We start from the raw sequence: 22285 nt of genomic DNA on the forward strand, positions 1-22285 counted from the left end.
CGACGGGCGCCACCACTTCACCGCGAACCCCCACGCGGGCCGATCGTAGGCTCCCGACATGAGCACCGACTCCCCGGCGGGCCGACTCGTCCTCGCCGCGACCCCGCTGGGCGACGCCCGCGACGCCTCGGTGCGACTGCGCGACGCCCTCGCCGAGGCCGACGTCATCGCCGCCGAGGACACCCGCAGGCTCCGCTCCCTGGTCGCCGCACTCGGCGTCACCGTGACCGGGAAGGTCGTCAGCCACTACGACTCCGTCGAAGCAGCACGCCTGCCCGGGCTGCTCGACGCCGTCCGCGGCGGGTCGATCGTCCTCGTCGTCACCGACGCCGGGATGCCCGCCGTCTCCGACCCAGGATTCCGGCTCGTCGCCGCCGCCGCGGCCGAGGACCTGCCCATCACCTGCCTGCCCGGCCCCTCCGCCGTGACGACCGCGCTCGTGCTCTCCGGGCTGCCGTGCGAACGGTTCTGCTTCGAGGGTTTCGCCCCCCGCCGCTCCGGCGAGCGGAAACGGTGGCTCGCCGAGCTCGTCGCCGAACGCCGCGCCGTCGTCTTCTTCGAGTCGCCCCACCGGCTCGCCGACACCCTCCGCGACGCCGTCGACGTCCTCGGCCCCGACCGCGATGCGGCCGTCTGCCGGGAGCTGACCAAACGCTACGAGGAGGTCGTGCGCGGCACCCTCGCCGAGCTGGCGGAGTGGGCGACGGGCGAGGTCCGCGGCGAGATCACCGTCGTCCTCGCGGGCTCCGACCCGGCGCAGGCCCCGTCGATCGACAGCCTGCTGCCGGAGGTGGAGTCCCGGGTGGAGGCCGGCGAACGTCTGAAGGACGCGGTCGCCGCGGTAGCAACAGCAACGGGCACCTCGAAACGCGACCTCTACAACGCCGCCCTGGCCGCCCGCAACGCGTGACCCCCACCGCCGAGTTCGACGTGAGACTGGATCCGACCATGATCAAACCAGTCAGGCGTCGAACTCGGCGGGGTCGTGGAGGCGCAGGCCGGCGCGCCGCAGGATGCTGCGACGTTCCGCCAGCACCTCACGGACCACAGCGACCGTGCGCGGCCGCGTCCGGACGAGGTCGTCGCGCGTGAACCGCAGTGTCTGCCATCCGAGACGACCCGCTCGTGCATCCCGCACCCGGTCGTCGGCCGACAGCACGCTGAAGTGGTGCTCACGGCCGTCGTACTCGATCGCGAGCCGGGCGTCGGGGTAGGCGAGATCGAACCGGGCGACGACGACGCCGTCCTCGTCGCGCAACACGTACTGCACCTGCGGCATCGGTAGCCCGCTGCGGACCAACAGCACCCGCAGCCGCGACTCCATCGGTGACTCGGCCCGCCCGTCGGCCAGCTCGACCACCCGGTCGAGCTGCCGGCAACCCCGCGCGCCCGGCTGTTCCTCGCGACGTTTCAGCAGCTCCACGGGGTCGATGCCGTGTGCTCGGGTCAACGCGTCGAGAGCCACGACCGCGTTCTCGACGCCTCGTCGGCGCCCGAGGTCCCAGGCCGTCCGCAGCGGCGACGTGACCCGGCAGCCTTCGACCTCGTACACATCGTCACCGGTCGCCGAGCCGCGCCGGACCGCGAGGCCGGCGTGGCGGCGGAGGTCATGGTCGACGAGGACCTCGGCCGGCGCGTCCAACGGCGCCCCTTCCGCCCCGAGGAGCCTCACCGCTGACCAGCCCGCCAGCAGGCCGCCCCGACACCCGACGAGCAGGTATGCCGCGCGGGAGCGGACGTCGAGGTCGAGCGGGAGGCCTGCCGGGACGTACACGTCCGGGAACACCCGAACGAACCGCGGGCCGAGAAGGTGGTTCTTGCTCAGCAGCCCGGCGTGGACGGCGTCGCTGCCGCGGAAGGGTTGATCGATCATGGCGCGATCGTTGCGACCTTGTCGTGCCCGCGAGGCGGATTGCGCGTCACCGTTCGCACTCCGCTGCACAGCTCCTCGCCGAGTTCGACACGAGCCTGGTCCGATCATGATCGAAACAAGTCTCGTGTCGAACTCGGCGGGAGGCTGTCCCGCAAGGGCTCCGCCGGCGGTGGGTCAGGTGGCGGGGGCGGCGGGGGTGCGGACGAGTTTGCGGGCGACCGGTTCCACGTAGCGGGCGACGATCGGGCCGAGGACGGCCATGATCAGCACGTAGGCGGTCGCGAGGGCGGCGAGGTCCGCGGGGACGGCGGTGTAGCTGACGGCGAGGCCGGCGATGACGATCGAGAACTCCCCGCGTGCGACGAGGGCGGCACCGGCGCGGGCACGGCCCAGCTTCCCGATGCCCTGGCGCCGCGCGGCCCACCAGCCCGTCCCGACCTTGGTCAGGGTCGTCACCACGGCGAGACCGACCGCGAACGCGAGCACCGGGGGGATGGAACGGGGATCGGTGTTGAGCCCGAACACGACGAAGAACACGGCGGCGAACAGGTCGCGCAGGGGCTCGAGCAGCTTGGTGGCGTTCTCGGCGGTGGAGCCGGAGATCGCGATGCCCAGCAGGAAGGCGCCGACCGCGGCGGAGACCTGCATCGCGGACGCGAACCCGGCGACGAGCAGGGCGGCGCCGAGCACCTTGAGCAGGAAGACCTCGCGGTCGGGGCTGTCGACGAGGGCGGAGACGAAGCGTCCGAACCGCAGCGCGATGACGAGCACGACGGTGATCACGGCGAGCGAGATCCCGACGGCGCTCAGCCCGCCGTAGAAGCTCACTCCGGCGAGGAACGCGGTGAGCGTCGGCAGGTAGAGGGCCATGACGAGGTCCTCGAACACCAGGATGGAGAGGACGACGGGGGTCTCGCGGTTACCGAGGCGCCCGAGGTCGCCGAGGACCTTGGCGACGATCCCCGACGAGCTGATGTAGGTCACGCCGGCCATGACGGTGGCGCCGACAGGTCCCCAGCCGAGGATCAGCGCGACGGCGGCGCCGGGGGCGGCGTTGAGGATGATGTCGAGCAGGCCGGCGGTCCAGGACCGGCGCAGCCCGGTGAGGAGCTCGGAGGCGGAGTACTCCAGCCCGAGCAGCAGGAGCAGCAGGACGACGCCGACCTCGCTGGCGAGCGCGGTGAAGTCACCGATGTCGCCGAGGGGAACGAGGCCGCCGGAGCCGAAGGCCAGGCCGCCGAGCAGGTAGAGCGGGATCGGGGAGAGGCCGATGCGGTTCGCGAGACGGCCCAGCAGGCCCAACCCGAAGAAGATCGCACCGAGCTCGAGTAGTTCGAGTGCGGTGTGGTTCATCAGCCCCGCTTGAGGATCTTGACGGCGTTCTCCAGTCCTTCGGAGGTTCCGACGGTCACGAGCAGGTCGCCCGCGGTGAGGGTGAAGTCGGGCGTGGGGGAGGCGTGGATCTGGCCGGCGCGCATGACGGCGACGACGGAGACGCCGGTGCGGGTGCGCAGGGCGGTGTCGCCGAGGGTGCGGCCGTCGAAGGGACAGCCGGCGTTGATCGGGAGCTGCCGGGTGTGGATGCCGGGCATGTCGCGGTGTTCCTCGGTGAGCTGCGCGACGAGCTGCGGGGCGCCGAGGAGGTTGGCGAGTGCGCTGGCCTCCTCCACCGTGAGCGGCAGGGAGGCGAGGGCGGCGTCGGGGTCGTCGGACTTGGAGACGATCAGTTCGATCTTGCCGTCCCGGTGGGTGACGACGCCGATGCGTCTACCGGCCCGGATGGCGAAGTCCTTGCGGACACCGATTCCCGGCAGGGGGGTCACCTCGACGTTCACGCTGACACCGTATGTCGGGGCCCCCGCGGTCGCGACGGGTAGTCCCCTCGATGTCAGGTGCAGGGCGGGCGGACCGCGCGGGTGGGGGCGGTGAAGGTGCGGCCACCGGCCGACCACGTCCCGGTGACCTCGATCGAGGCGATGTGGTCGGGGTCGGCCGTCCACGGGTCGGCGCCGAGGGCGACCAGATCGGCGGGCGCTCCGACCCGCAGGATCCCGGCGTCGGACCGCAGGACGGCGGCGGCGTCGCGGGTCCAGGCGGCGACGGCCTCCTCGACGGTCAGCGCCTCGTCGGCGTGCACGACCTGCCCGCTGCGTGTCCGCCGGGTGACCGCTGCACCGATCCCGACCAGCGGCGACATGGTGCCCGCCGGGTAGTCGGTGCTGAGCGCGACGTGGACACCGGCCGCACGCAGGGTCCGCAGCGGAACGAGTCGCAACGGGTCGGGCAACGGGAGCACGGTCAGTTCGTCGCCGAGGTCGTGCAGGAACGACGGCTGTGCGACGACCTGCAGTCCGGCGTCTCCGATCCGGCGGGCGAGCGCGGCGTCGCACACCATCGCGTGCTCGACGCGCAGTACCTCGTCGACGCCGCGCGTCGCGTCGAGCAGATCGGCGACGGCGCCGTTGCCGACGGCGTGCACGGCGGGGGAGAGGCCGGCGGCGACCGACGCGTGGACTGCGCGGCGCAGCCCGTCGGCGTCGAGGACGCGGGTCCCGTTGTGCCACCGGCCGTCCGCGCGCCGCGCCGGGGTGCCGCCGCGGCGGGCGAGTGCCAGGGCGCGGCGGCCGTGCCGGGCGACCGCTGCGGGGAGCGACGCCGTCGACCGCCACAGCTGGCGACGATCGAGGCACAGGTCGCAGCGTTCCCCGCCGTCGGCGAGGATCTTGAACCCGCCCAGCGGCGCCCGCGGGTGCCCGTCGGCGGCCAGGGCCGGGACGGCGGGGTCGCCGATCTCGGCGGTGCCGACGTGCCAGCGGTGAGCGACGACCGCCAGGTCGGGTGCCGCCGTGGCGTACCGGGTTGCGCCCGCGGGCGGGACGGCCATGTCGCCGATGCGGGTCACGCCGTGGCGGGCGAGCTCATGGGAGTGCTCGACGGCGCGCCGCACCCAGCCGTCCGGGTCGTCGGTGGCGCGCCGGGTCGCCGACTCCGCCGCGAACGAGGCCTGCTCGACGAGCACACCCGTCGGCCTCCCGCGCCGGTCCCGCTCGATGACGCCGCCCGGGGGGTCGGGGGTGCCGGCGCCGATGCCCAGCGCCGCGAGGCCCGCGGAGTTGACCGTGGACTCGTGGTAGCTGATCGACATCACGTGCAGGGGCCGGTCGGGGCACACGGCGTCGAGCTCCGCGGCGGTCGGGAGGCGGCCCTCGGTGAGCTGGAGCGGGCGCACGCCGTGCAGCCGCAGCCAACCGGACCCGGTGCCGCGCAACGCCGAGATGCGGTCGAGGAGGGCGCCGAGATCGCGCAGCGCGACGTCGAGGGCGCGGGTGTGCACGTCGGAGGCGACGAGGTAGAGGTGGTGGTGCGGGTCGACGAACCCGGGCAGCAGCGTGTCGCCACCGATGTCGTGGACCGGTCCGCCGACCGCGGCGCTCACCGCCGCGAGGGTGCCGACGGCCGCGATCACCCCGTCACGCACCCCGACGGCCTCGGCGCGGGGCGCCGCCGGATCCATGGTGCGGATGGTGCCGCCGGTGACGATCACGGTTCCTCCAGTTGTCGGACGAGGCCGTCGACCCAGGCGGCGACGAACCGCTCGCGGTCGACACCACCCGGTGGGCGGCCGTAGGCGAGCTCGCTGACCACGACGTAGCAGAGCGACGAGAGCGCGACGGACGCGACCGCGGCGGCGTCGAGTCCGGGGCGGTCGCCCGCGAGGTGCGCGAGCCAGGCCGCGACCTCGTCGAACCCGGGCTGGAACAGGCGGTCGTAGGTGTCGTCGAGGTCGATCGGCAGGTCGCCGCCGCGCAGCAGCAGGCGGTAGAGGTCGCGGTCGGCGTCGAAGGTCGCGAGCGCGCCGTGGGCGGCGGCGGTGACGGCGGTGCGCAGGTCGCCTTCCGAGAGTGCCGGGTCCGTCTGGGCGGCGCGCCGCGTCGTGAGGGTCCGTTCGAGGGCGAGGTCGAGCAGTTCGCGCTTGGACCGGACGTGCCGGTAGAGGCCGCCCGCGCCGGGGGTGAAGCCGGCCGCTTCCTCGATCGCGACGATCGTCGTCGCCGCGTAGCCGCGCTCGGCGAAGAGCCGGAGGGCGGCGTCGACGATCTCGTCCCGGCGGGTCATGGCGCAAGTAAACACTTACTGACGACGGCCCCGCAACCTCCGTCGTGACGGGGAATACGCTGGCCACATGAGCTCCCGCGTGCTGACCGCCGTTGCGTGGCCCTATGCCAACGGCCCGCGGCACATCGGCCACGTCTCCGGTTTCGGTGTGCCCTCCGACGTCTTCTCCCGCTACCGGCGGATGGTCGGCGACCAGGTGCTCATGGTGTCCGGCACCGACGAGCACGGGACCCCGATCCAGGTGCAGGCCGACGCCGAGGGGCTCACCCCGCGTCAGCTCGCCGACAAGTACAACGAGGTCATCACCCGGGACCTGCAGGGCCTCGGGCTGTCGTACGACCTCTTCACGCGGACGACGACGTCGAACCACTACGAGGTCGTGCAGAACCTGTTCCTGGCGCTGCACAAGAACGGCTACGTCGTGTCGAAGACGGCGATGGGCGCGATCAGCCCGTCGACGGGCCGCACGCTGCCCGACCGCTACGTCGAGGGCACCTGCCCCATCTGCGGCTACGACGGCGCCCGCGGCGACCAGTGCGACAACTGCGGCAACCAGCTCGACCCGGCCGACCTGATCAACCCGCGGTCGAAGATCAACGGCGAGGTCCCGCAGTTCGTCGAGACCGAGCATTTCTTCCTCGACCTGCCGGCGTTCGCCGAGTCGCTGGGCTCGTGGCTGTCGACCCGCACCGACTGGCGGCCCAACGTCCTCAAGTTCTCGGCCAACCTCGTCGAGGACCTCAAGCCGCGCGCGATCACCCGCGACCTCGACTGGGGCGTCCCGATCCCGCTCGACGGCTGGCGCGACCTGCCGATGAAGCGCCTCTACGTCTGGTTCGACGCCGTCATCGGCTACCTGTCGGCGTCGGTCGAGTGGGCCCGGCGCGGGCCCGACGCGGACGCCTGGAAGCAGTGGTGGACCGACCCCTCGGCCGAGGGCTACTACTTCATGGGCAAGGACAACATCGTCTTCCACTCCGTGATCTGGCCGGCGCTGCTGCTGGGCCAGAACGGTGCGGGCGACCGCGGTGGCGAGCCCGGCGCGTTCGGGACGTTGAACCTGCCGAGCGAGATCGTGTCGTCGGAGTACCTGACGATGTCCGGCTCCAAGTTCTCGACGAGCCGCGGCCGGGTGATCTACGTCGGCGACTTCCTGCGCGAGTTCGGCCCCGACGCGCTGCGCTACTTCATCGCCGTCGCGGGCCCGGAGAACCAGGACACCGACTTCACCTGGGACGAGTTCGTCCGCCGCACCAACTTCGAGCTGGCCAACGAGTGGGGCAACCTCGTCAACCGCTCGATCTCGATGGCCCACAAGAACGTCGGCGCCATCCCGAAGCCGCTGGCCCCGGAGGCGGCCGACGCCGAGCTGCTCGCCGTCTCCCGGGCCGGGTTCGACACCGTCGGCGGGCTGCTCGCGCGCAACCGGTTCAAGCAGGCCGCGGGGGAGGCGATGCGCGTCGTCACCGCGGCGAACCGGTACCTGTCCGACCAGGAGCCGTGGAAGCGCAAGGACGACCCGGAGCGCCGGGACACGATCCTGCACACCGCGCTGCAGGTCGTGCAGGACGCCAACACGCTGCTGACGCCGTTCCTGCCCCACGCCGCGCAGCAGGTCCACGAGGCCCTCGGCGGCACCGGGGTGTGGGCGGCGCAGCCGGAGATCCGCGACGTCGACGACCTGGGCGACGGCCCGGCCTACAAGGTCCTGACCGGCGACTACGAGACGCAGTCCGCGCGCTGGGAGTCGACGCCGATCGAGGCCGGCCGGCCGCTGGCCAAGCCGACGCCGATCTTCGCGAAGCTCGACCCGGGGCTGGGCGAGGACGGGCCGTCGTGGGCCCCGATCGAGCGCCTGTGAGTGCCAATAGTCGCTATGGCGACTATTGCCACTCACGAGCCGCGTGAGCGGCCCGTACGGACGGCGGCCCCGGCCCGAGCCGCCGGAGCCGTTGCCGGCGCCGACCGTCGACGCCCACACCCATCTCGACGCGTGCGGCTGCGTCACGGCGTCAGACGTCGCTGCGGCCCTTGATCGGGCAGCGGCCGTCGGGGTCACGCGGGTCGTCACGATCGCCGACGACCTCGACGCCGCACGCTGGGCCGTCGCCGCTGCGAACTCGGACTCCCGGGTGGCGGCGGCGGTCGCGTTGCACCCGACGCGCACGGCCGCCGTCTCCGAGGACGACTTCGCCGAGATCGAGCGCCTCGCCGCCGACCCGCGCGTCGTCGCCGTGGGGGAGACGGGCCTCGACTTCTACTGGGACCACTCGCCGCCCGACGCGCAGGAGACCTGGTTCCGACGCCACGTCGACCTGGCCAAACGACTCGGCAAGCCGTTGATGATCCACGACCGCGACGCGCACGCCGACGTCCTGCGCGTCCTGCGTTCGGAAGGGGCGCCCGAGACCGTGGTGTTCCACTGCTTCTCCGGCGACGCCGCGATGGCGCGCGAGTGCACCGACGCGGGATACGTGCTGTCGTTCGCCGGGCCGGTGACGTTCAAGAACTCGCACGACCTCCGTGAGGCCGCCGCGCTCGTGCCCGAGGACCAGCTCCTCGTCGAGACCGACGCCCCGTTCCTGACCCCGCACCCGCATCGCGGTCGCGCGAACGAGCCGTACTGCCTGCCGTGGACGGTGCGTGGGTTGGCCGCCGTTCGAGGTGTGTCCGACGAGCGGCTCGCGAGCGTCGCCGGGCGAAACGCCGAACGGGTCTTCCGGCTCGCCGAACTGCCGCCGATCGTGCCGGACCTCGCTCTCGGCGCGGACGGCCGTCGCTCGGCGTAGCCGGGAGGCCGTTCGGCGCTCACAGCGTGTCGTGGCAGGAAGTGGATCACCTGTGCCCGTTACGGTTCCGTGATCGCCGGGATGGGGTAACGCTCCCCAGCACACGCGGCAACGGTGGCTCGGGGCGCTCCCCTGACCTACTGCCTTCGGGCCACCGTGACCGCAGCAGCCCCTGCCCGGTCCGTCGAGGTCTGGATTGCAGTGGTCGACGTCTCCTCGCATCTGCAACGGCGTGCCGCCCGTGCGCGTCACGGGTACGCCTCCGACGACTTCCCCGCCCCGGGCAGCCCCCTCGACGAGGAACTCGATCCCCGCGCACGCGCCGACGCGCTGCTGGCGCGCCTGACCGCGACCGACGCCCCGGCCACCGGTGGCTGGTTCGCCGAGCCACGCCGCGAGCCCTACCTGGGCTACCTCGACGACGAGCCGGACGGCTCCGGCGTCCTCGACGACCACGACGACCACGACGACATCGAGTCGTTCTGGGCCGACCAGCGCCCCGCCGCCGACTCGCACGCCCACCCGGCCGCCGTCGACGAGCCCTCGTACGACCCCGACGAGCCCGCGACGCGCTGGTTCCCCGTCGTCGGCTCCGAGGGGCCCACGTACACGGCCCTCGACGACGCCCACGCCGCCTACCGCACCGACTGGTTCGCCGTCCCGGCCCAGGCGGGCCCGGTCGACGCCCCGGCGCGCACCGACCGCCTCCCGGTGATCCAGCCGAGCCCCGCGGTCCGGCCGAGCCCGGCCGTCGAACCGCTCACCGGCCGCAACCGCCTCGTCGACCCGCCTACCGTCGACGGGCTGTCCGCCCTCGCCGGGCTGCCGCCGGCGGGCCGGGTCGCCGACACCGTCACGCACGAGCCGGTGGCCGACACCGATGTGCAGGACGCCCGGTCCGCCGCCGCGCCGGCCGTACCCGAGGCCCCCGAGGCCGGCCCGCCCGCCGTCGACGAGTCCGCCGCCGAGGTCGAGACGCCCACCGACCCGGCGCCCCGCACCCGCGCCGCGCGCCGGTCCACCGCGCCCGCCGGGCTCACCGAGGCCGACGCCGCCGGGCTCGACGAGGCCACCCGCGGCCGCAACCGCACGGTCGTCCGCGCCACCGCGCTCGCCGCGCTGGTCACCCTCACCGCCGGCAGCGGCACCGCGCTCGCCATGGACAAGACCGTCACGGTCACCGTCGACGGCAAGTCGCAGGTCGTCCACACCTTCTCCGGCGACGTCGCGGGCGCCCTCGAGGCCGCCGGCATCGCCACCAACCCGCAGGACCGGGTCGCCCCCGGCCTCGGCAGCGAGGTGTCCAGCGGCGACGAGATCGTCGTCGACCGGGCCCGGCAGATCACCCTCATCGAGGGCAGCGAGCGTCGCCAGGTGTGGACCACCTCCGACGTCGTGTCCGAGGCACTCGCCGGCATGGGTCTCGACGCGCAGCCCATCCAGATGTCGGTGTCGCCCGACTCGGAGATCCCGCTGTCCGGGATGTCGCTGATCGTCAACGTGCAGCGGACGGTGTCGCTGGTCGACGGTGCCGGAACCCCCACACAGGTCACGACGATGGCCGGCACCGTGGGCGGCCTGCTCGCCGAGCGGGGCGTCCAACTCGGGTCCGACGACGTCGCCGCTCCGGGCCTCGACGCCCCGCTGACCGACGGCATGGAGATCCGCGTCGTCCGCAACGCGGTCAACGACATCGTCGTCACCCGCAAGATCCCCCCGCCCGAGCAGACCGTCGAGGACCCGACGATGGCGCAGGGCAAGAAGGTCGTCGTCGACCCGGGCAAGGCGGGCGAGCAGTCGTCGGTCATGCGCGTCTTCACGGAGAACGGCAAGGAGGTCCGGCGCGAGCAGGTCAGCGCCGGGTCGACGGTGCCGCCGAAGCCGAAGATCGTGAAGGTCGGCACCAACAAGGACATCCCCGCCGCCCCGGCCGTCGCCGGCGGTGGCGCGTGGGACTCGCTGGCCAAGTGCGAGTCCGGCGGCAACTGGGCCATCAACACCGGCAACGGCTACTACGGCGGCCTCCAGTTCGACGCCCGCACCTGGGCGGCCTACGGCGGCACCCAGTACGCGCCGCTGCCGCACCAGGCCACCCGGGAGCAGCAGATCGCCGTCGCCACCAAGATGCGTGACGCGCGCGGCGGCTACGGTGCGTGGCCCGCCTGCTCGCGCAAGCTGGGTCTGTGAGTCCCGGCCGATCCTTCCCGGGCATGATCTGCGGGTGAACGACGCGAGGCTGCTGGGCCCTGCCGAGGTCCGCGGCCTCGCCGAGGACCTCGGGATCCGGCCGACGAAAAGGCTCGGCCAGAACTTCGTGCACGACCCGAACACTGTGCGGCGCATCGTGAAGTCGGCGGAGCTGACCCCGGACGACGTGGTCGTCGAGGTCGGCCCCGGGCTCGGGTCACTCACGCTCGCGCTGCTGCCCGCGGTGGCGGCGGTGCACGCCGTGGAGATCGATCCGGTTCTGGCGCAGCGGCTTCCTGCGACGGTCGCGCAGTTCGCGCCCGCGCTGGCCGACCGGCTGAGCGTCACACCCGCCGACGCCATGCGCGTCCACGCCGCCGACCTGCCCGGCCCGCAGCCGACGGCCATCGTCGCGAACCTGCCCTACAACGTCGGCGTCCCGGTGCTGCTGCACCTGCTCGCCGAGCTGCCGGGAATCCGTCGCGGGCTGGTCATGGTGCAGGCCGAGGTGGCCGACCGGCTCGCCGCCAAGCCCGGGTCCAAGACCTACGGGGTGCCCAGCGCGAAGCTGGCGTGGTTCGCCGACGCCCGCCGCGCCGGCCCCGTGCCGCGCGCGGTGTTCTGGCCGGTGCCCAACGTCGACTCCGGGCTGCTGTCGTTCACGTGCCGCCCGGCGCCGGCGTCCGCTGTTGCGCGAGCCGAGGTCTTCACGGTGATCGACGCCGCGTTCGCGCAGCGGCGCAAGGCGTTGCGGTCGGCGTTGGCGGGCTGGGCGGGCTCGCCCGCGGCGGCGGAGGAGGCGTTGCGAGCCGCGGGGATCGACCCGCTGACCCGGGCCGAGCGCCTGGGGGTCGCCGACTTCGCCCGCGTCGCCGCCGCCCGCCCCACCTGACTTCGCGCAACCTCACGGTCGTGTTCGCGCCAGCGGACAGCCGGCACGTTGCGCGCCATCGGTCGGGCGCAACCTCACGGTCGGAGTTTCGGCGCCGGACGACAGTCAGGTTGCGCGCCGGGGTGGGGTCGACGCAGGCCGGAGCCTGTCGATTCCTGGAGTGCTCAATCGTCGTCACCGTAGGCGGGCCCTCGAGCGTGTCCGGTTGGTCCGCAATGCCCGTGAGCTGCGGAGAACCGTCCGTGAACTGTCGGTGTCGTGTGCCACCGTCGGGTGACGCGGAACGGGATCCGACCTATATTCCACACGGAATAGTTCGGCTGGAACGATCGGAACGGAGTGGGAGCGATGACGATGACGCCGCTCGGCACCTCCGTGCTCGCCCTGCTGTGCGAGAAGCCGATGCACCCCTACGAGATGTACCGGCTGATGCTCGACCGTCACGAGGACCGGATCGTCAAGGTCCGGCCCGGATCGCTGTACCACACGGTGGCCCGGCTGGCCGACGCGTCGCTGGTCGAGGCCGTCGGCACCGACCGTGAGGGCGGGCGCCCCGAGCGCACCACCTACCGGGTCACCGCCGCCGGCCGCGAGGCGCTGCGGTCGTGGATTGCCGAGAACCTCGGCGCCCCCGTCAACGAGTATCCGCGCTTCCCCGTGGCGCTCGGCGAGGCCCACAACCTGCCGCGCGCCGAGGCGATCGCGCTGCTGCGGACGCGGATCGACGCGCTGCAGACCGACGTCGACACGGCGGCGCCCCTGATCGCGGCGGCGACGAGCCGCACGCACGAGGCGCACCTGCTGGATTCCCTGTACCTCATCGAGATGGCGCGAGCCGAGATCGGCTGGTTGACCCGGCTGGTGGAGCGGCTCGAGACGAAGGAGCTGACGTGGCCGTCGGAGGATCGGCTGTGACCGCGGGGAAGCCGCTCCCCGCAAGCCCGTGGCCGGCCCTGTGGGCGATGGTCATCGGGTTCTTCATGATCCTGGTGGACTCGACGATCGTGTCCGTCGCGACGCCGGCGATCATGTCCGACCTGGGCGCCGACGTGGACGCGGTCGTCTGGGTCACGAGCGCGTACCTGCTGGCCTACGCGGTACCGCTGTTGATCACGGGCCGCCTCGGTGACCGGTTCGGACCGGGCCGGGTCTACCTGGTCGGCCTCACGATCTTCACGCTGGCGTCGCTGTGGTGCGGGCTCACGGGCTCGATCGGCATGCTGGTCGCGGCCCGGGTGGTGCAGGGCATCGGCGCCTCGCTGATGACGCCGCAGACGATGGCGGTCATCACCCGGACGTTCCAGGCCGAGACCCGGGGCCGGGCGATGAGCCTGTGGGGTGCGGTCGCCGGCGTCGCGACGCTGGTGGGCCCGATCCTGGGCGGTGTCCTGGTCGACGGCCTGGGCTGGGAGTGGATCTTCTTCATCAACGTGCCCGTCGGCGTCATCGCGTTCGTGTTCGCGGTGCGGCTGGTCCCTGCGCTGGAGACGCACGTCCACAAGTTCGACATCGTCGGCGTCGTGCTCAGCGCGATCGGCATGTTCCTGCTGGTCTTCGGGCTGCAGGAGGGCCAGGCCTACGACTGGGGCACGATCGCGGGTCCCGTCTCGGTGTGGTCGCTGATCATCGCGGGCGTCGTCGTCATGGGGGTGTTCCTGTGGTGGCAGGCGCGCACCAGGAGCGAGCCGCTGGTGACGCTCGCGCTGTTCCGCGACCGCAACTTCAGCCTGGCCAACGTCGCGATCACGACGGTCGGTTTCGCGATCACCGCGATGGCGTTCCCGCTGATGTTCTACGCGCAGGGCGTGATGGGTCTGTCGCCGACGCGGTCGGCGCTGCTGCTGGTGCCGATGGCCGTGATCTCCGGGGTGCTCGCCCTGTGGGTGGGCCGCAAGACCGACCAGGTGCACCCGCGCTGGCTCGCGGGCTTCGGGATGGTGTGCTTCGCCGCGTCGCTGTTCTGGGCGGGTGCGATCCTGCGGCCGGGGCTGCCGGTGTGGGAGCTGCTGCTGCCGATCGCCCTGCTCGGCGTCGCCAACGGGTTCATCTGGGCGCCGATCGCCACGACGGCGACCCGCAACCTCCCGATGTCGAACGCGGGCAGCGGCGCGGGCATCTACAACACGACGCGGCAGGTCGGCGCGGTGCTCGGCTCCGCGGCGATCGCGACGTTGATGGCCTCCCGCATCGCGGCCAACCTGCCCGCTGCCGCCGGTGGCGCAGGTGGGGGCAGCGCCGAGGCGGGTGTCGCGGCGCTGCCGCCCGCGTTGCACGAGGGCTTCGCCACCGCGATGGGGCAGTCGCTGTACCTGCCGGCGGCGGTGCTGCTGATCGGGTTGGTCGCGGTCGCGTCGTTCGCGATGCCGCGGCACCTGGCGGCGCGGCGGGCCGCGGCGGCCGAGCCCGACCCGGCGCCGGCGCCCGCCTGAACCCCGGTGGGGCGCGCCGGTCCGCGCGTGTCGCACGCGAGCCCGGCGCGTGCCGCACCCGGCGTCCACGGACGGTCGCGCGCTCGGGCACGTAGTGTTGTCAGGTGCTCGCCGCCGTCCCCGTCCCGGTCACCGTGCGTGTCCCCGGGAAGATCAACCTGCATCTCGCCGTCGGCGACGTGCGCGACGACGGCTACCACGAGCTGGTCACCGTGTTCCACGCCGTGAGCCTGTTCGACGAGGTCACGGTCGCGACGTCGGATGTCCCGGGCGTCGAGGTCACCGGTGACACCGCGGCCGAGGTCCCCACCGACGCCACCAACCTCGCGTGGAAGGCCGTCGAGCTGCTGGGCCGGCATGCGGACCACGACACCGACGTGAAGGTCGTGCTGCGCAAGGGCATCCCTGTCGCGGGCGGTATGGCGGGCGGCAGCGCCGACGCCGCCGGCACCCTCGTCGCACTCGCCGGGCTGTGGAAGCTGGACCTCACCCGCGAGGAGCTGGCCGTCATGGCCGCCGAGCTGGGCAGCGACGTCACGTTCGCGCTGCACGGCGGGACGGCCGTCGGCACCGGGCGGGGGGAGCGCATCGTGCCGGTCCTGTCGCGGCACCCGCAGCACTGGGTGATCGCGCTCGCACGGCAGGGCCTGTCCACGCCGACGGTGTTCGCCGAGCTGGACCGGCTGCGCGCCGCGTCGGAGACCGAGTCCCCGGTCCGCGCCGTCGAGCCCGTCCTGGAAGCGCTCGCCGGGGGCGACCCCCGCCAGCTCGCGTTGTCGCTGGGCAACGACCTGCAGGCCGCCGCCGTGAGCCTCGCCCCCGATCTGCGCCGCACCTTGCGCGCCGGCGTCTCCGCGGGCGCGCTGGCGGGGCTGGTGTCCGGGTCGGGGCCCACCTGCGCGTTCCTGTGCGACAGCGCCGACTCCGCGGTGGAGGTCGCCGCCGAGCTGGCCGGTGCGGGGGTGTGCCGGACCGTCCGTGTCGCCCACGGGCCCGTCCCCGGGGCCCGGATCGTCGACGAGAACGAGCCGCCGTCGGGCCCCCCGACCGGCTCCTGGCCGAAAGTGCGTGCCTGATGCCCCCGGTTCGGCAGAACCTGGTCAACCTCGAGTCCGTCACCGCCCACGTCCCCGGCGACGCCTCGCGCGTCCTGCTGAACTCCGTGTCGCTGGGCGTGGAGCGCGGCGAGCGGATCGGCGTCGTCGGCCTCAACGGCGGCGGCAAGACCACGCTGCTCGACATCCTCGCCGGGCGCCGGCAGCCGCAGTCGGGGCGGATCAGCCGCGTCGGCGGGCTCAAGCTGTCCCACCTGGCGCAGGGCGATCCGCTGCCCGCGGGCGCGAGGATTCGCGACGTCGTGCTCGCCGACTACGGCGCCGAGCACGAGTGGGCGTCCGACCCGCGGGTGCGCGACGTCCTCACCGGGCTCGGCGTCACCGACCTCGACCGCACCGTCGACGGGCTGTCCGGCGGCGAGAAGCGCCGCGTCGGGCTCGCGGCCACGCTCATCGGCGAGCCCGACCTCGTCGTCCTCGACGAGCCGACCAACCATCTCGACGTCGAGGGCGTCGGCTGGCTGGCCCGGCACCTCATCGGGCGGCGCTGCGGCGTCGTCGTCGTGACGCACGACCGCTGGTTCCTCGACGCCGTGTGCACCCGGACGTGGGAGGTCGCGAACGGCAACGTCGAGAGCTACCTCGGCGGCTACGCGGACTGGGTCTACGCCCGCGCCGAACGCACCCGGCAGGCCGACGCGGCCGAGGCCCGGCGGCAGAACATGGCGCGCAAGGAACTGGCGTGGCTGCGCCGTGGCGCCCCGGCGCGGACGTCGAAGCCGCGGTTCCGCATCGAGGCCGCCGAGGCCCTGATCGCCGACGTGCCGCCGCCGCGTAACTCCGTCGAACTGCTCGGCTTCGCGACGAACCGCCTGGGCCGCACCGTCCTCGAGCTGGAGGACGCCACCGTGCGGATCGGCGACCGCACGCTGCTCGACGACGTCACCTGGCGGCTCGGGCCGGGCGATCGGATCGGGATCGTCGGCGTCAACGGCTCCGGCAAGACGACGCTGCTGCGCTCCCTCACCGGTGAACGCCCGCTCGACGGCGGCAAGCGGGTCCAGGGCACCACCGTCCAGCTGGCGGAGCTCACCCAGGAGATCGTCGACCTGCCCCGCGAGATGCGGGTGCTCGAGGCGACGGAGGACGTCGCCAAGTTCGTGCGGCTCGGGAAGCTGGAGCTGTCGGCGTCGTCGGTGCTGGAACGGCTCGGTTTCCCCGCCGCGCGGCAGTGGACGCCCGTCGGGCAGCTGTCCGGTGGTGAGCGGCGCCGGTTGCAGCTGACGCGGCTGCTCATGGCCGAGCCCAACGTCCTGCTGCTCGACGAACCCACCAACGACCTCGACGTCGACACCCTGTCCAACCTCGAGGACCTGCTCGACGGCTGGCCGGGCACGCTGATCGTCGTCAGTCACGACCGCTACCTGGTGGAGCGGGTGTGCGACACCGTCGTCGCCCTGTTCGGCGACGGCCGCATCACGCACCTGCCCGGCGGGATCGAGGAGTACCTGCAGCGTCGGGCTGCGTCGGGCGACGCCGTCGCCGCGATCGCGATGACCGGCTCCGGTGCGGCGAAGGCCGCTCCGGCGGTGTCCGCCGCCGACCAGCGCGCCGCCCGCAAGGAGGCCTCGCGGCTGGAGCGGAAGATGGAGTCGTTGTCGGCCAAGGAGTCCCAGCTCCACGACGCCCTCGCGGCCGCGGCCACCGACCCCGCGAAACTGATGGAGCTCGGCGCGCAGCTCAAGGCCGTCACCGCGGAACGTGAGGCCGTCGAGCTGGAGTGGCTGGCCGCCGCGGAGCTCGCCGAGTCGTAGCCCTGTGAGTGGCGATAGTCGCTATAGCGACTATCGCCGCTCACAGGCTGGTGTGGTGTCACCGTGACGTCAGCGGTCGGCTGAAGTGGTGTCAGCGTCGTGTCAGCGCGGCGTCAGCGGTGGGGATCAGAGTCCTCCCCATGGACACCGTCATTCACGTCGAGGGGCTCGAGAAGTCCTTCGGCACTACGAAGGCCCTCGCCGGGGTCGACCTGACCGCCCGGCGCGGCACGGTGCTGGGCCTGCTCGGCCCCAACGGTTCGGGCAAGACCACGACCGTCCGCGTCCTCGCCACCCTGCTGCGCCCCGACGCCGGCCGGGCCACGATCCTCGGGCACGACGTCGTCGCCGAACCCGCGGCCGTCCGCGCCCGCATCGGCCTCACCGGCCAGTACGCGGCCGTCGACGAGGCCCTCTCCGGCACCGACAACCTGATGCTCATCGCCCGGCTGCTCGACATGCCGCGCCGCGCCGCCCGCGTGCGGGCCGCGGAGCTCATCGAGCGCTTCGGGCTGGCCGACGCCGCCACGCGCCGCGTCCGCACCTACTCCGGCGGCATGCGCCGCCGGCTCGACCTGGCGGCCAGCCTCATCGGCCGCCCCGACGTCCTGTTCCTCGACGAACCCACCACCGGGCTCGACCCGCGGCACCGCAACGAGGTGCTCGACCAGGTCCGCGCCCTCGCCGCCGACGGCGTCACCGTGCTGCTCACGACGCAGTACCTGGAGGAGGCCGACCAGCTCGCCGACGACCTCGTCGTCATCGACACCGGTCGGGTCATCGCGAGCGGCACCCCGGCGTCGCTCAAGGCCGACGTCGGCGGGCAGCGGTTGCACGTGCGCCCGTTGCACCGCACCGACATCCCGGCGGTCTCGACGATCCTCGCCGGGCTCACCGACGAGGCCCCGGTCGTCGACGCGTCCGGTGAGCTGACCGTCGCCGCGCACGAACCGGGCCTGCTGCATGTCGCGGGCGGCCGGTTCGACGAGGCCGGGCTCGCCATCGCCGAGCTCGGGCTGCGCTTGCCGAGCCTCGACGACGTCTTCATGACCCTGACCGGCCGCACGGCGGAGGACGCCGAGAAGCAGGCCACGACCGACGAGGAGGTGGCGGCATGACCACCACTGCTGTCGCACCCGGAACGACGCCCCGCCCGCCCATGCCGATACCCGACATCGAACGCAGCAGACACGGGCCGTCCACGATCCGCCACGGCCTCACGCTCGCGTGGCGTGGCGTCGTCAAGACGATCCACTCGCCCGAAGCCCTGATCGACGTGACGCTGCAGCCGGTCATCTTCCTGCTGCTGTTCGTCTACGTCTTCGGCGGCGCGATCGCCGGCAACACCACCGAGTACCTGCAGTTCGCGCTGCCCGGCGTGCTGGTGCAGACCGTGGTGTTCGCGTCCGCGGGCACCGGCGTCGGGCTCGCGGAGGACCTGCACACCGGCATCTTCGACCGGTTCCGCAGCCTCCCGATCTCCCGGTCGGCACCGCTCGTCGGCGCGATCATGGCCGACCTGGTGCGCTACCTGACCTCCGGCGTGATCATGCTGGTTCTCGGCACGATCCTCGGCTTCCGGATGCACACCAACCCGCTCAACGTGATCGCGGCGATGGGCCTGGTCATGGTGTTCGCCTTCGCCCTGTGCTGGGTGTTCACCGCGCTCGCGATGCTCGTCCGCCAGCCCCGCTCCGTGCAGGGCATCGGCGCGATGATCATGCTGCCGCTGACCTTCGGCAGCAACGTGTTCGTCCCGTCGGACTCGATGCCCGGCTGGCTGCAGGCGTTCGTGAACGTCAACCCGGTCTCGAAGGTCGCCGACGCCGTCCGCGGCCTGCTCACCGGCGGTCCCGTCGCGGCCGCGGCCACGACGGCGCTGATCGCCGCCGCCGTCGTCGTCGCCGTGTTCGCGCCGATCGCGGTGACGCTCTACCGCAAGCGCGCCTGATCCGTCCTCGACGACACGGTCCGCACGAGGTCCCGGACGGCTGCGAGGCCGTCGGGACGGGGGAGGCCCCGGCCCCGCCGCAGCGCATCGTCCGCCGCGGCGGGGCCGAGGGCGTCCCGCACCCCGTCGACGACCGCGACGACGTCGGGGTTGCCGTGGTCGAGCGTGCCGCGCTGGGCCAGCGCGACCCCGAGCATCAGCCCCGCGGCGTCGGCGTCGCCACGGGTCAGTGCGAACTGCGCGCCGTACTCGACGACGAGCGCCGCGACCGGGCCGTCGTGGCTCGCGATCGCCTCGTCGAGGGCGCGATCGAGGGAGGCCGCGGCCGCGTCGACGTCCCCGGCCGCGACCTCGACCCGGTACCGCACGATCTCGACGAGGGCCCGCCGCTGCTCGCGGGCCAGCCCGTGCCCGGCGTCGCGTTCGGCCGCCGCGAGGTGCCGGCGCGCCGCGGTGAGGTTGCCCGCCACGCGTTCGATGTCGGCGAGCGCCGCCCGCGCCATCGTCTGCACGCCGAAGGGGCCCGACGCGATGTCGGCGGCGCTCTCGGCGAGCTCCCGGGCCCGGACGGGATCGCCGCGCCGCAGGCACAGCCCGGCCTGCTGCAGCATGAACTGCGGCAGGTCGTCGTCGTTGCCCAGCTCGGTGGCCAGTGCGAGGGCCTCGTCGTAGGCCGCGGCGGCGGCGTCGAGGTTGCCGGCCAGGTCCTCCAGCTCGCCCAGCGTCCCGATCGTCATGCCCAGCCCGAAGCGGTCCCCGGTCGTCGTGAACAGCTCGTGCGCGGTCCGGACGAGGCGTCGCTGCAGCTCGATGTCGCCGTCGTTCTCCGCGAGCTGCGCCCGCACCTGGGTGGCGAACGCGCGAACCCACGGATCGTCCGACGTCACGGACACCTCCTCGAGCAACGTCGGGTCACCGGTGAACGCCCGGCCCAGCGGCGCGACGAGCTGCAGCGCGGGATGGCGCGGTTCGGGTGTGGCCGCGGCGGCGGTGACGGCCTCGTCGAGGCGGGCGACGGCCGCGTCGACGTCACCGCGCGCGACGAAGGTCAGCAGCAGGTAGGCCAGTGTGCGGGCGGCGACGGCCGGTAGATCCGGAGGGGGCAGCGCCACGGCCTCCGCGACCCAGGTGATCGACTCCTCGTAGCGGCCGCGGATGAACCACGACCATCCCATGGCGGCGACGATCCGGTGCGCGGTCGCGCCGTCGCCGCGGTTCACGGCCCTGCGCAGCGCCACGGCGATGTTGTCGTTCTCGGCGCGCAGCGGCACGAGCCAGCGCAGCTGGTCGGCGCCGCGCAGGTGCGGTTCGGACGTCTCGGCCAGGTCGACGACCCAGGCGGCGTGCGCGGCGACGACCGCGTCGGCCTCGCCGGCCTCGGCGAGCCGCTCGGCGGCGTAGTCGCGGATCGTCTCCAGGAGCCGGTACCGCGTCGGGTCCGGGCCACCGGACGGCACCGCCACGACCAGTGACTTGTCGACGAGTGCTGCCAGCAGGTCGAACGCGTCGGCCGGGTCGGGGCCGCCCGCGCCGGCGCAGACCCGTTCGACGGTCGCCGCCGTCGCGCCGCCCGCGAAGACCCCCATGCGGCGCAACAGGATCCGCTCGGGCTCGACCAGCAGGTCCCAGCTCCAGTCGACGACGGCGCGCAACGTCTGGTGCCGCGGCAACGCGGTGCGGGCGCCGGAGGTGAGTAGCCGGAAGCGGTCGTCGAGACGCGCGGCGATCTCGGTGAGCGACAACGTCCGCAGCCGGGCCGCGGCGAGCTCCAGGGGCAGCGGCTGACCGTCGAGGCGCGCGCAGATCTCGGCGACGACGGGTTGGGTCGTCGTGTCCACGACGAACCCGGGGGCGACGGCGGCGGCGCGGTCGGCGAACAGTCGGACCGCGGCGGCGGTGTCGAGCGGCTCGACGGGGTGCAGCACCTCACCGGGCACGGCCAGCGGCTCACGGCTGGTCGCCAGGACCCGCAGCCGCGGCGCCGCCTCGAGCATCCGCTGGGTGAGCACCGCGACGTCGTCGACGAGGTGTTCGCAGTTGTCCAGCACCAGCACGACGTCGCGGTCCCCGAGTGCGGTCAACAGCCGGCCGGTGAGGTCGGGCGGACCGTCGTCAGGGTTGCGCATCATCAGCTCCGGCTCGCCGACGGCCGCCAGCACCGTGCCGGGGAGCTGCTCGGCACCGGTGAGCGGCGCGAGCTCGGCGACCGGCGCCTCGGCGCGGCCGTCGACGATCTCCCTGGCCAGCCGGGTCTTCCCCGCTCCGCCCGGACCGAGCAGCGTCACGAGCCGGGCGGTGCTCAGCAGGCTGCGCACCCGGCCGACGTCGGCGTCGCGACCCACGAAGCTGGTGAGTGCGACGGACCTGTGCACCGGCTCCTTGCGGGCAGGGGCCGGCGCGGGCGTCCCGCGCAGCACGTCGAGCCGGGCTCTCGCCAGCTCCGGGCCGGGGTCGACGCCCAGCTCGCCCGCCAGCCGCTCCCGCGTCCGGTCGAGCACGGCGAGCGCGTCGGCCTGCCGGCCCGTCGCGTGCAGCCCGCGGGCCAGCACTACCGCGGCGCTCTCCCGCAACGGCTGCGCCGCAAGGAGATCGCTGACCGCATCGAGACCTGCACCGGGGTCGCCCGCGACAAGGCCCAGTGCGGCGCGCGTCTCGACGGCCACCGCCCGCTGCTCCTCCAGCCGTGCCGCGACGGCGTCGGCGAACGGGAGCCGGCGCACGTCGGCCAGCGCCGGTCCGCGCCAGAGCCCGAGCGCCTCCTCCAACGCCGACGCCGCGACCGCCGCGTCGGTGCCCGCCCTCGCGGTCGCGACGAGGTGGCCGAACCGCCCGGCGTCGACGGCATCGGGGGCGAGGTCGAGCAGGTAGCCGCCCTGGACGGTCACCACCAGCCGCGCGCCGAGCGCCCGCCGCAGCCGCGACACCAGCGACTGCAACGCGTTGGCCACCGCGTCCGGCGGCTCCTCGCCCCACAGGTCGTCGACCAGCGCCTCGGTGGTGACGGGGCGACCGGCGTCGAGCGCGAGGCGGGCCAGCAGCCCGCGCAGCCGCAGGCCGGGTGGCGCGGCGTCGGTGTCGGCGGGCGCGACGGTGCCGTTGGCCGACGGCCACGCCGCCACGCTCCCCAGCACCCCGATCCGCACGCCGTCAGTCTGCCGTGCGCGATCGCGTGGCTGCAG

The 22285-nt window shown here is 73.5% G+C and carries 17 protein-coding genes; 11 read left to right on the forward strand and 6 right to left on the reverse strand.

Going from position 1 to position 22285, the window contains the following annotated elements:
• Positions 1–58 precede the first annotated feature (58 nt).
• Positions 59–910: a 16S rRNA (cytidine(1402)-2'-O)-methyltransferase gene (gene rsmI, locus PSU4_RS12285; RefSeq protein ID WP_147106721.1), complete on the forward strand. Its 852-nt coding sequence runs from the start codon at positions 59–61 to the stop codon at positions 908–910.
• Between the two features lie 51 nt (positions 911–961).
• On the opposite strand, the gene PSU4_RS12290 is transcribed toward rsmI, so the two are convergent.
• From PSU4_RS12290 to PSU4_RS12310, 5 genes are all read right to left on the reverse strand, one after another.
• A complete protein-coding gene (locus PSU4_RS12290) occupies positions 962–1873 on the reverse strand; it encodes an endonuclease domain-containing protein (protein ID WP_186816896.1) in 912 nt (303 codons plus the stop codon).
• A 174-nt stretch (positions 1874–2047) separates the two neighbouring features.
• Positions 2048–3226 carry a cation:proton antiporter gene (locus PSU4_RS12295; protein WP_147106726.1) on the reverse strand — a complete coding sequence of 393 codons (1179 nt, stop codon included), beginning with the start codon at positions 3224–3226 and terminating at the stop codon, positions 2048–2050.
• Positions 3226–3708, reverse strand: coding sequence for a cation:proton antiporter regulatory subunit (locus PSU4_RS12300; RefSeq protein ID WP_147106729.1), 483 nt, complete (start codon positions 3706–3708; stop codon positions 3226–3228). The genes PSU4_RS12295 and PSU4_RS12300 overlap by 1 nt, the downstream gene beginning before the upstream one ends.
• A gap of 53 nt (positions 3709–3761) precedes the next feature.
• Complete coding sequence (locus tag PSU4_RS12305; protein WP_147106731.1) at positions 3762–5417, reverse strand: amidohydrolase; 1656 nt, start codon at positions 5415–5417, stop codon at positions 3762–3764.
• Positions 5414–5989, reverse strand: a complete 576-nt coding sequence (locus tag PSU4_RS12310) for a TetR/AcrR family transcriptional regulator (RefSeq protein WP_147106734.1) — start codon at positions 5987–5989, stop codon at positions 5414–5416. Before PSU4_RS12310 ends, PSU4_RS12305 begins: the two co-directional genes overlap by 4 nt.
• Positions 5990–6056: 67 nt before the next feature.
• Between PSU4_RS12310 and metG the strand changes: the two genes are divergently transcribed.
• From metG to PSU4_RS12360, 10 genes are all read left to right on the forward strand, one after another.
• A complete protein-coding gene (gene metG, locus PSU4_RS12315) occupies positions 6057–7850 on the forward strand; it encodes a methionine--tRNA ligase (protein WP_147106738.1) in 1794 nt (597 codons plus the stop codon).
• A gap of 43 nt (positions 7851–7893) precedes the next feature.
• Positions 7894–8778, forward strand: coding sequence for a TatD family hydrolase (locus PSU4_RS12320; protein WP_246115070.1), 885 nt, complete (start codon positions 7894–7896; stop codon positions 8776–8778).
• Between the two features lie 201 nt (positions 8779–8979).
• Complete coding sequence (locus tag PSU4_RS32755) at positions 8980–10965, forward strand: resuscitation-promoting factor (protein ID WP_147106745.1); 1986 nt, start codon at positions 8980–8982, stop codon at positions 10963–10965.
• A gap of 34 nt (positions 10966–10999) precedes the next feature.
• Positions 11000–11857, forward strand: coding sequence for a 16S rRNA (adenine(1518)-N(6)/adenine(1519)-N(6))-dimethyltransferase RsmA (rsmA, locus tag PSU4_RS12330; protein ID WP_186816898.1), 858 nt, complete (start codon positions 11000–11002; stop codon positions 11855–11857).
• Positions 11858–12205: 348 nt separating this feature from the next.
• The gene (locus tag PSU4_RS12335) at positions 12206–12772 is read left to right on the forward strand and encodes a PadR family transcriptional regulator (protein ID WP_246115071.1); all 567 of its coding nucleotides are present in this window, start codon (positions 12206–12208) and stop codon (positions 12770–12772) included.
• Positions 12769–14286, forward strand: a complete 1518-nt coding sequence (locus PSU4_RS12340) for a DHA2 family efflux MFS transporter permease subunit (protein WP_307724781.1) — start codon at positions 12769–12771, stop codon at positions 14284–14286. The genes PSU4_RS12335 and PSU4_RS12340 overlap by 4 nt, the downstream gene beginning before the upstream one ends.
• Positions 14287–14390: 104 nt before the next feature.
• On the forward strand, positions 14391–15362 hold the full coding sequence (locus PSU4_RS12345; protein ID WP_147106751.1) for a 4-(cytidine 5'-diphospho)-2-C-methyl-D-erythritol kinase: 972 nt from the start codon (positions 14391–14393) through the stop codon (positions 15360–15362).
• Positions 15362–17155, forward strand: a complete 1794-nt coding sequence (locus PSU4_RS12350) for an ABC-F family ATP-binding cassette domain-containing protein (protein ID WP_147106754.1) — start codon at positions 15362–15364, stop codon at positions 17153–17155. Before PSU4_RS12345 ends, PSU4_RS12350 begins: the two co-directional genes overlap by 1 nt.
• A 140-nt stretch (positions 17156–17295) precedes the next feature.
• Positions 17296–18273, forward strand: coding sequence for an ATP-binding cassette domain-containing protein (locus PSU4_RS12355; RefSeq protein ID WP_147106756.1), 978 nt, complete (start codon positions 17296–17298; stop codon positions 18271–18273).
• Entirely contained in the window at positions 18270–19106 is an 837-nt protein-coding gene (locus PSU4_RS12360) for an ABC transporter permease (RefSeq protein WP_147106760.1), read from the forward strand. Before PSU4_RS12355 ends, PSU4_RS12360 begins: the two co-directional genes overlap by 4 nt.
• On the opposite strand, the gene PSU4_RS12365 is transcribed toward PSU4_RS12360, so the two are convergent.
• The gene (locus tag PSU4_RS12365) at positions 19088–22249 is read right to left on the reverse strand and encodes an AfsR/SARP family transcriptional regulator (RefSeq protein WP_147106763.1); all 3162 of its coding nucleotides are present in this window, start codon (positions 22247–22249) and stop codon (positions 19088–19090) included. The genes PSU4_RS12360 and PSU4_RS12365 overlap by 19 nt on opposite strands.
• Positions 22250–22285 lie beyond the last annotated feature (36 nt).

This window comes from Pseudonocardia sulfidoxydans NBRC 16205, assembly GCF_007989085.1.
GTDB classification, from domain to species: Bacteria; Actinomycetota; Actinomycetes; order Mycobacteriales; family Pseudonocardiaceae; genus Pseudonocardia; species Pseudonocardia sulfidoxydans.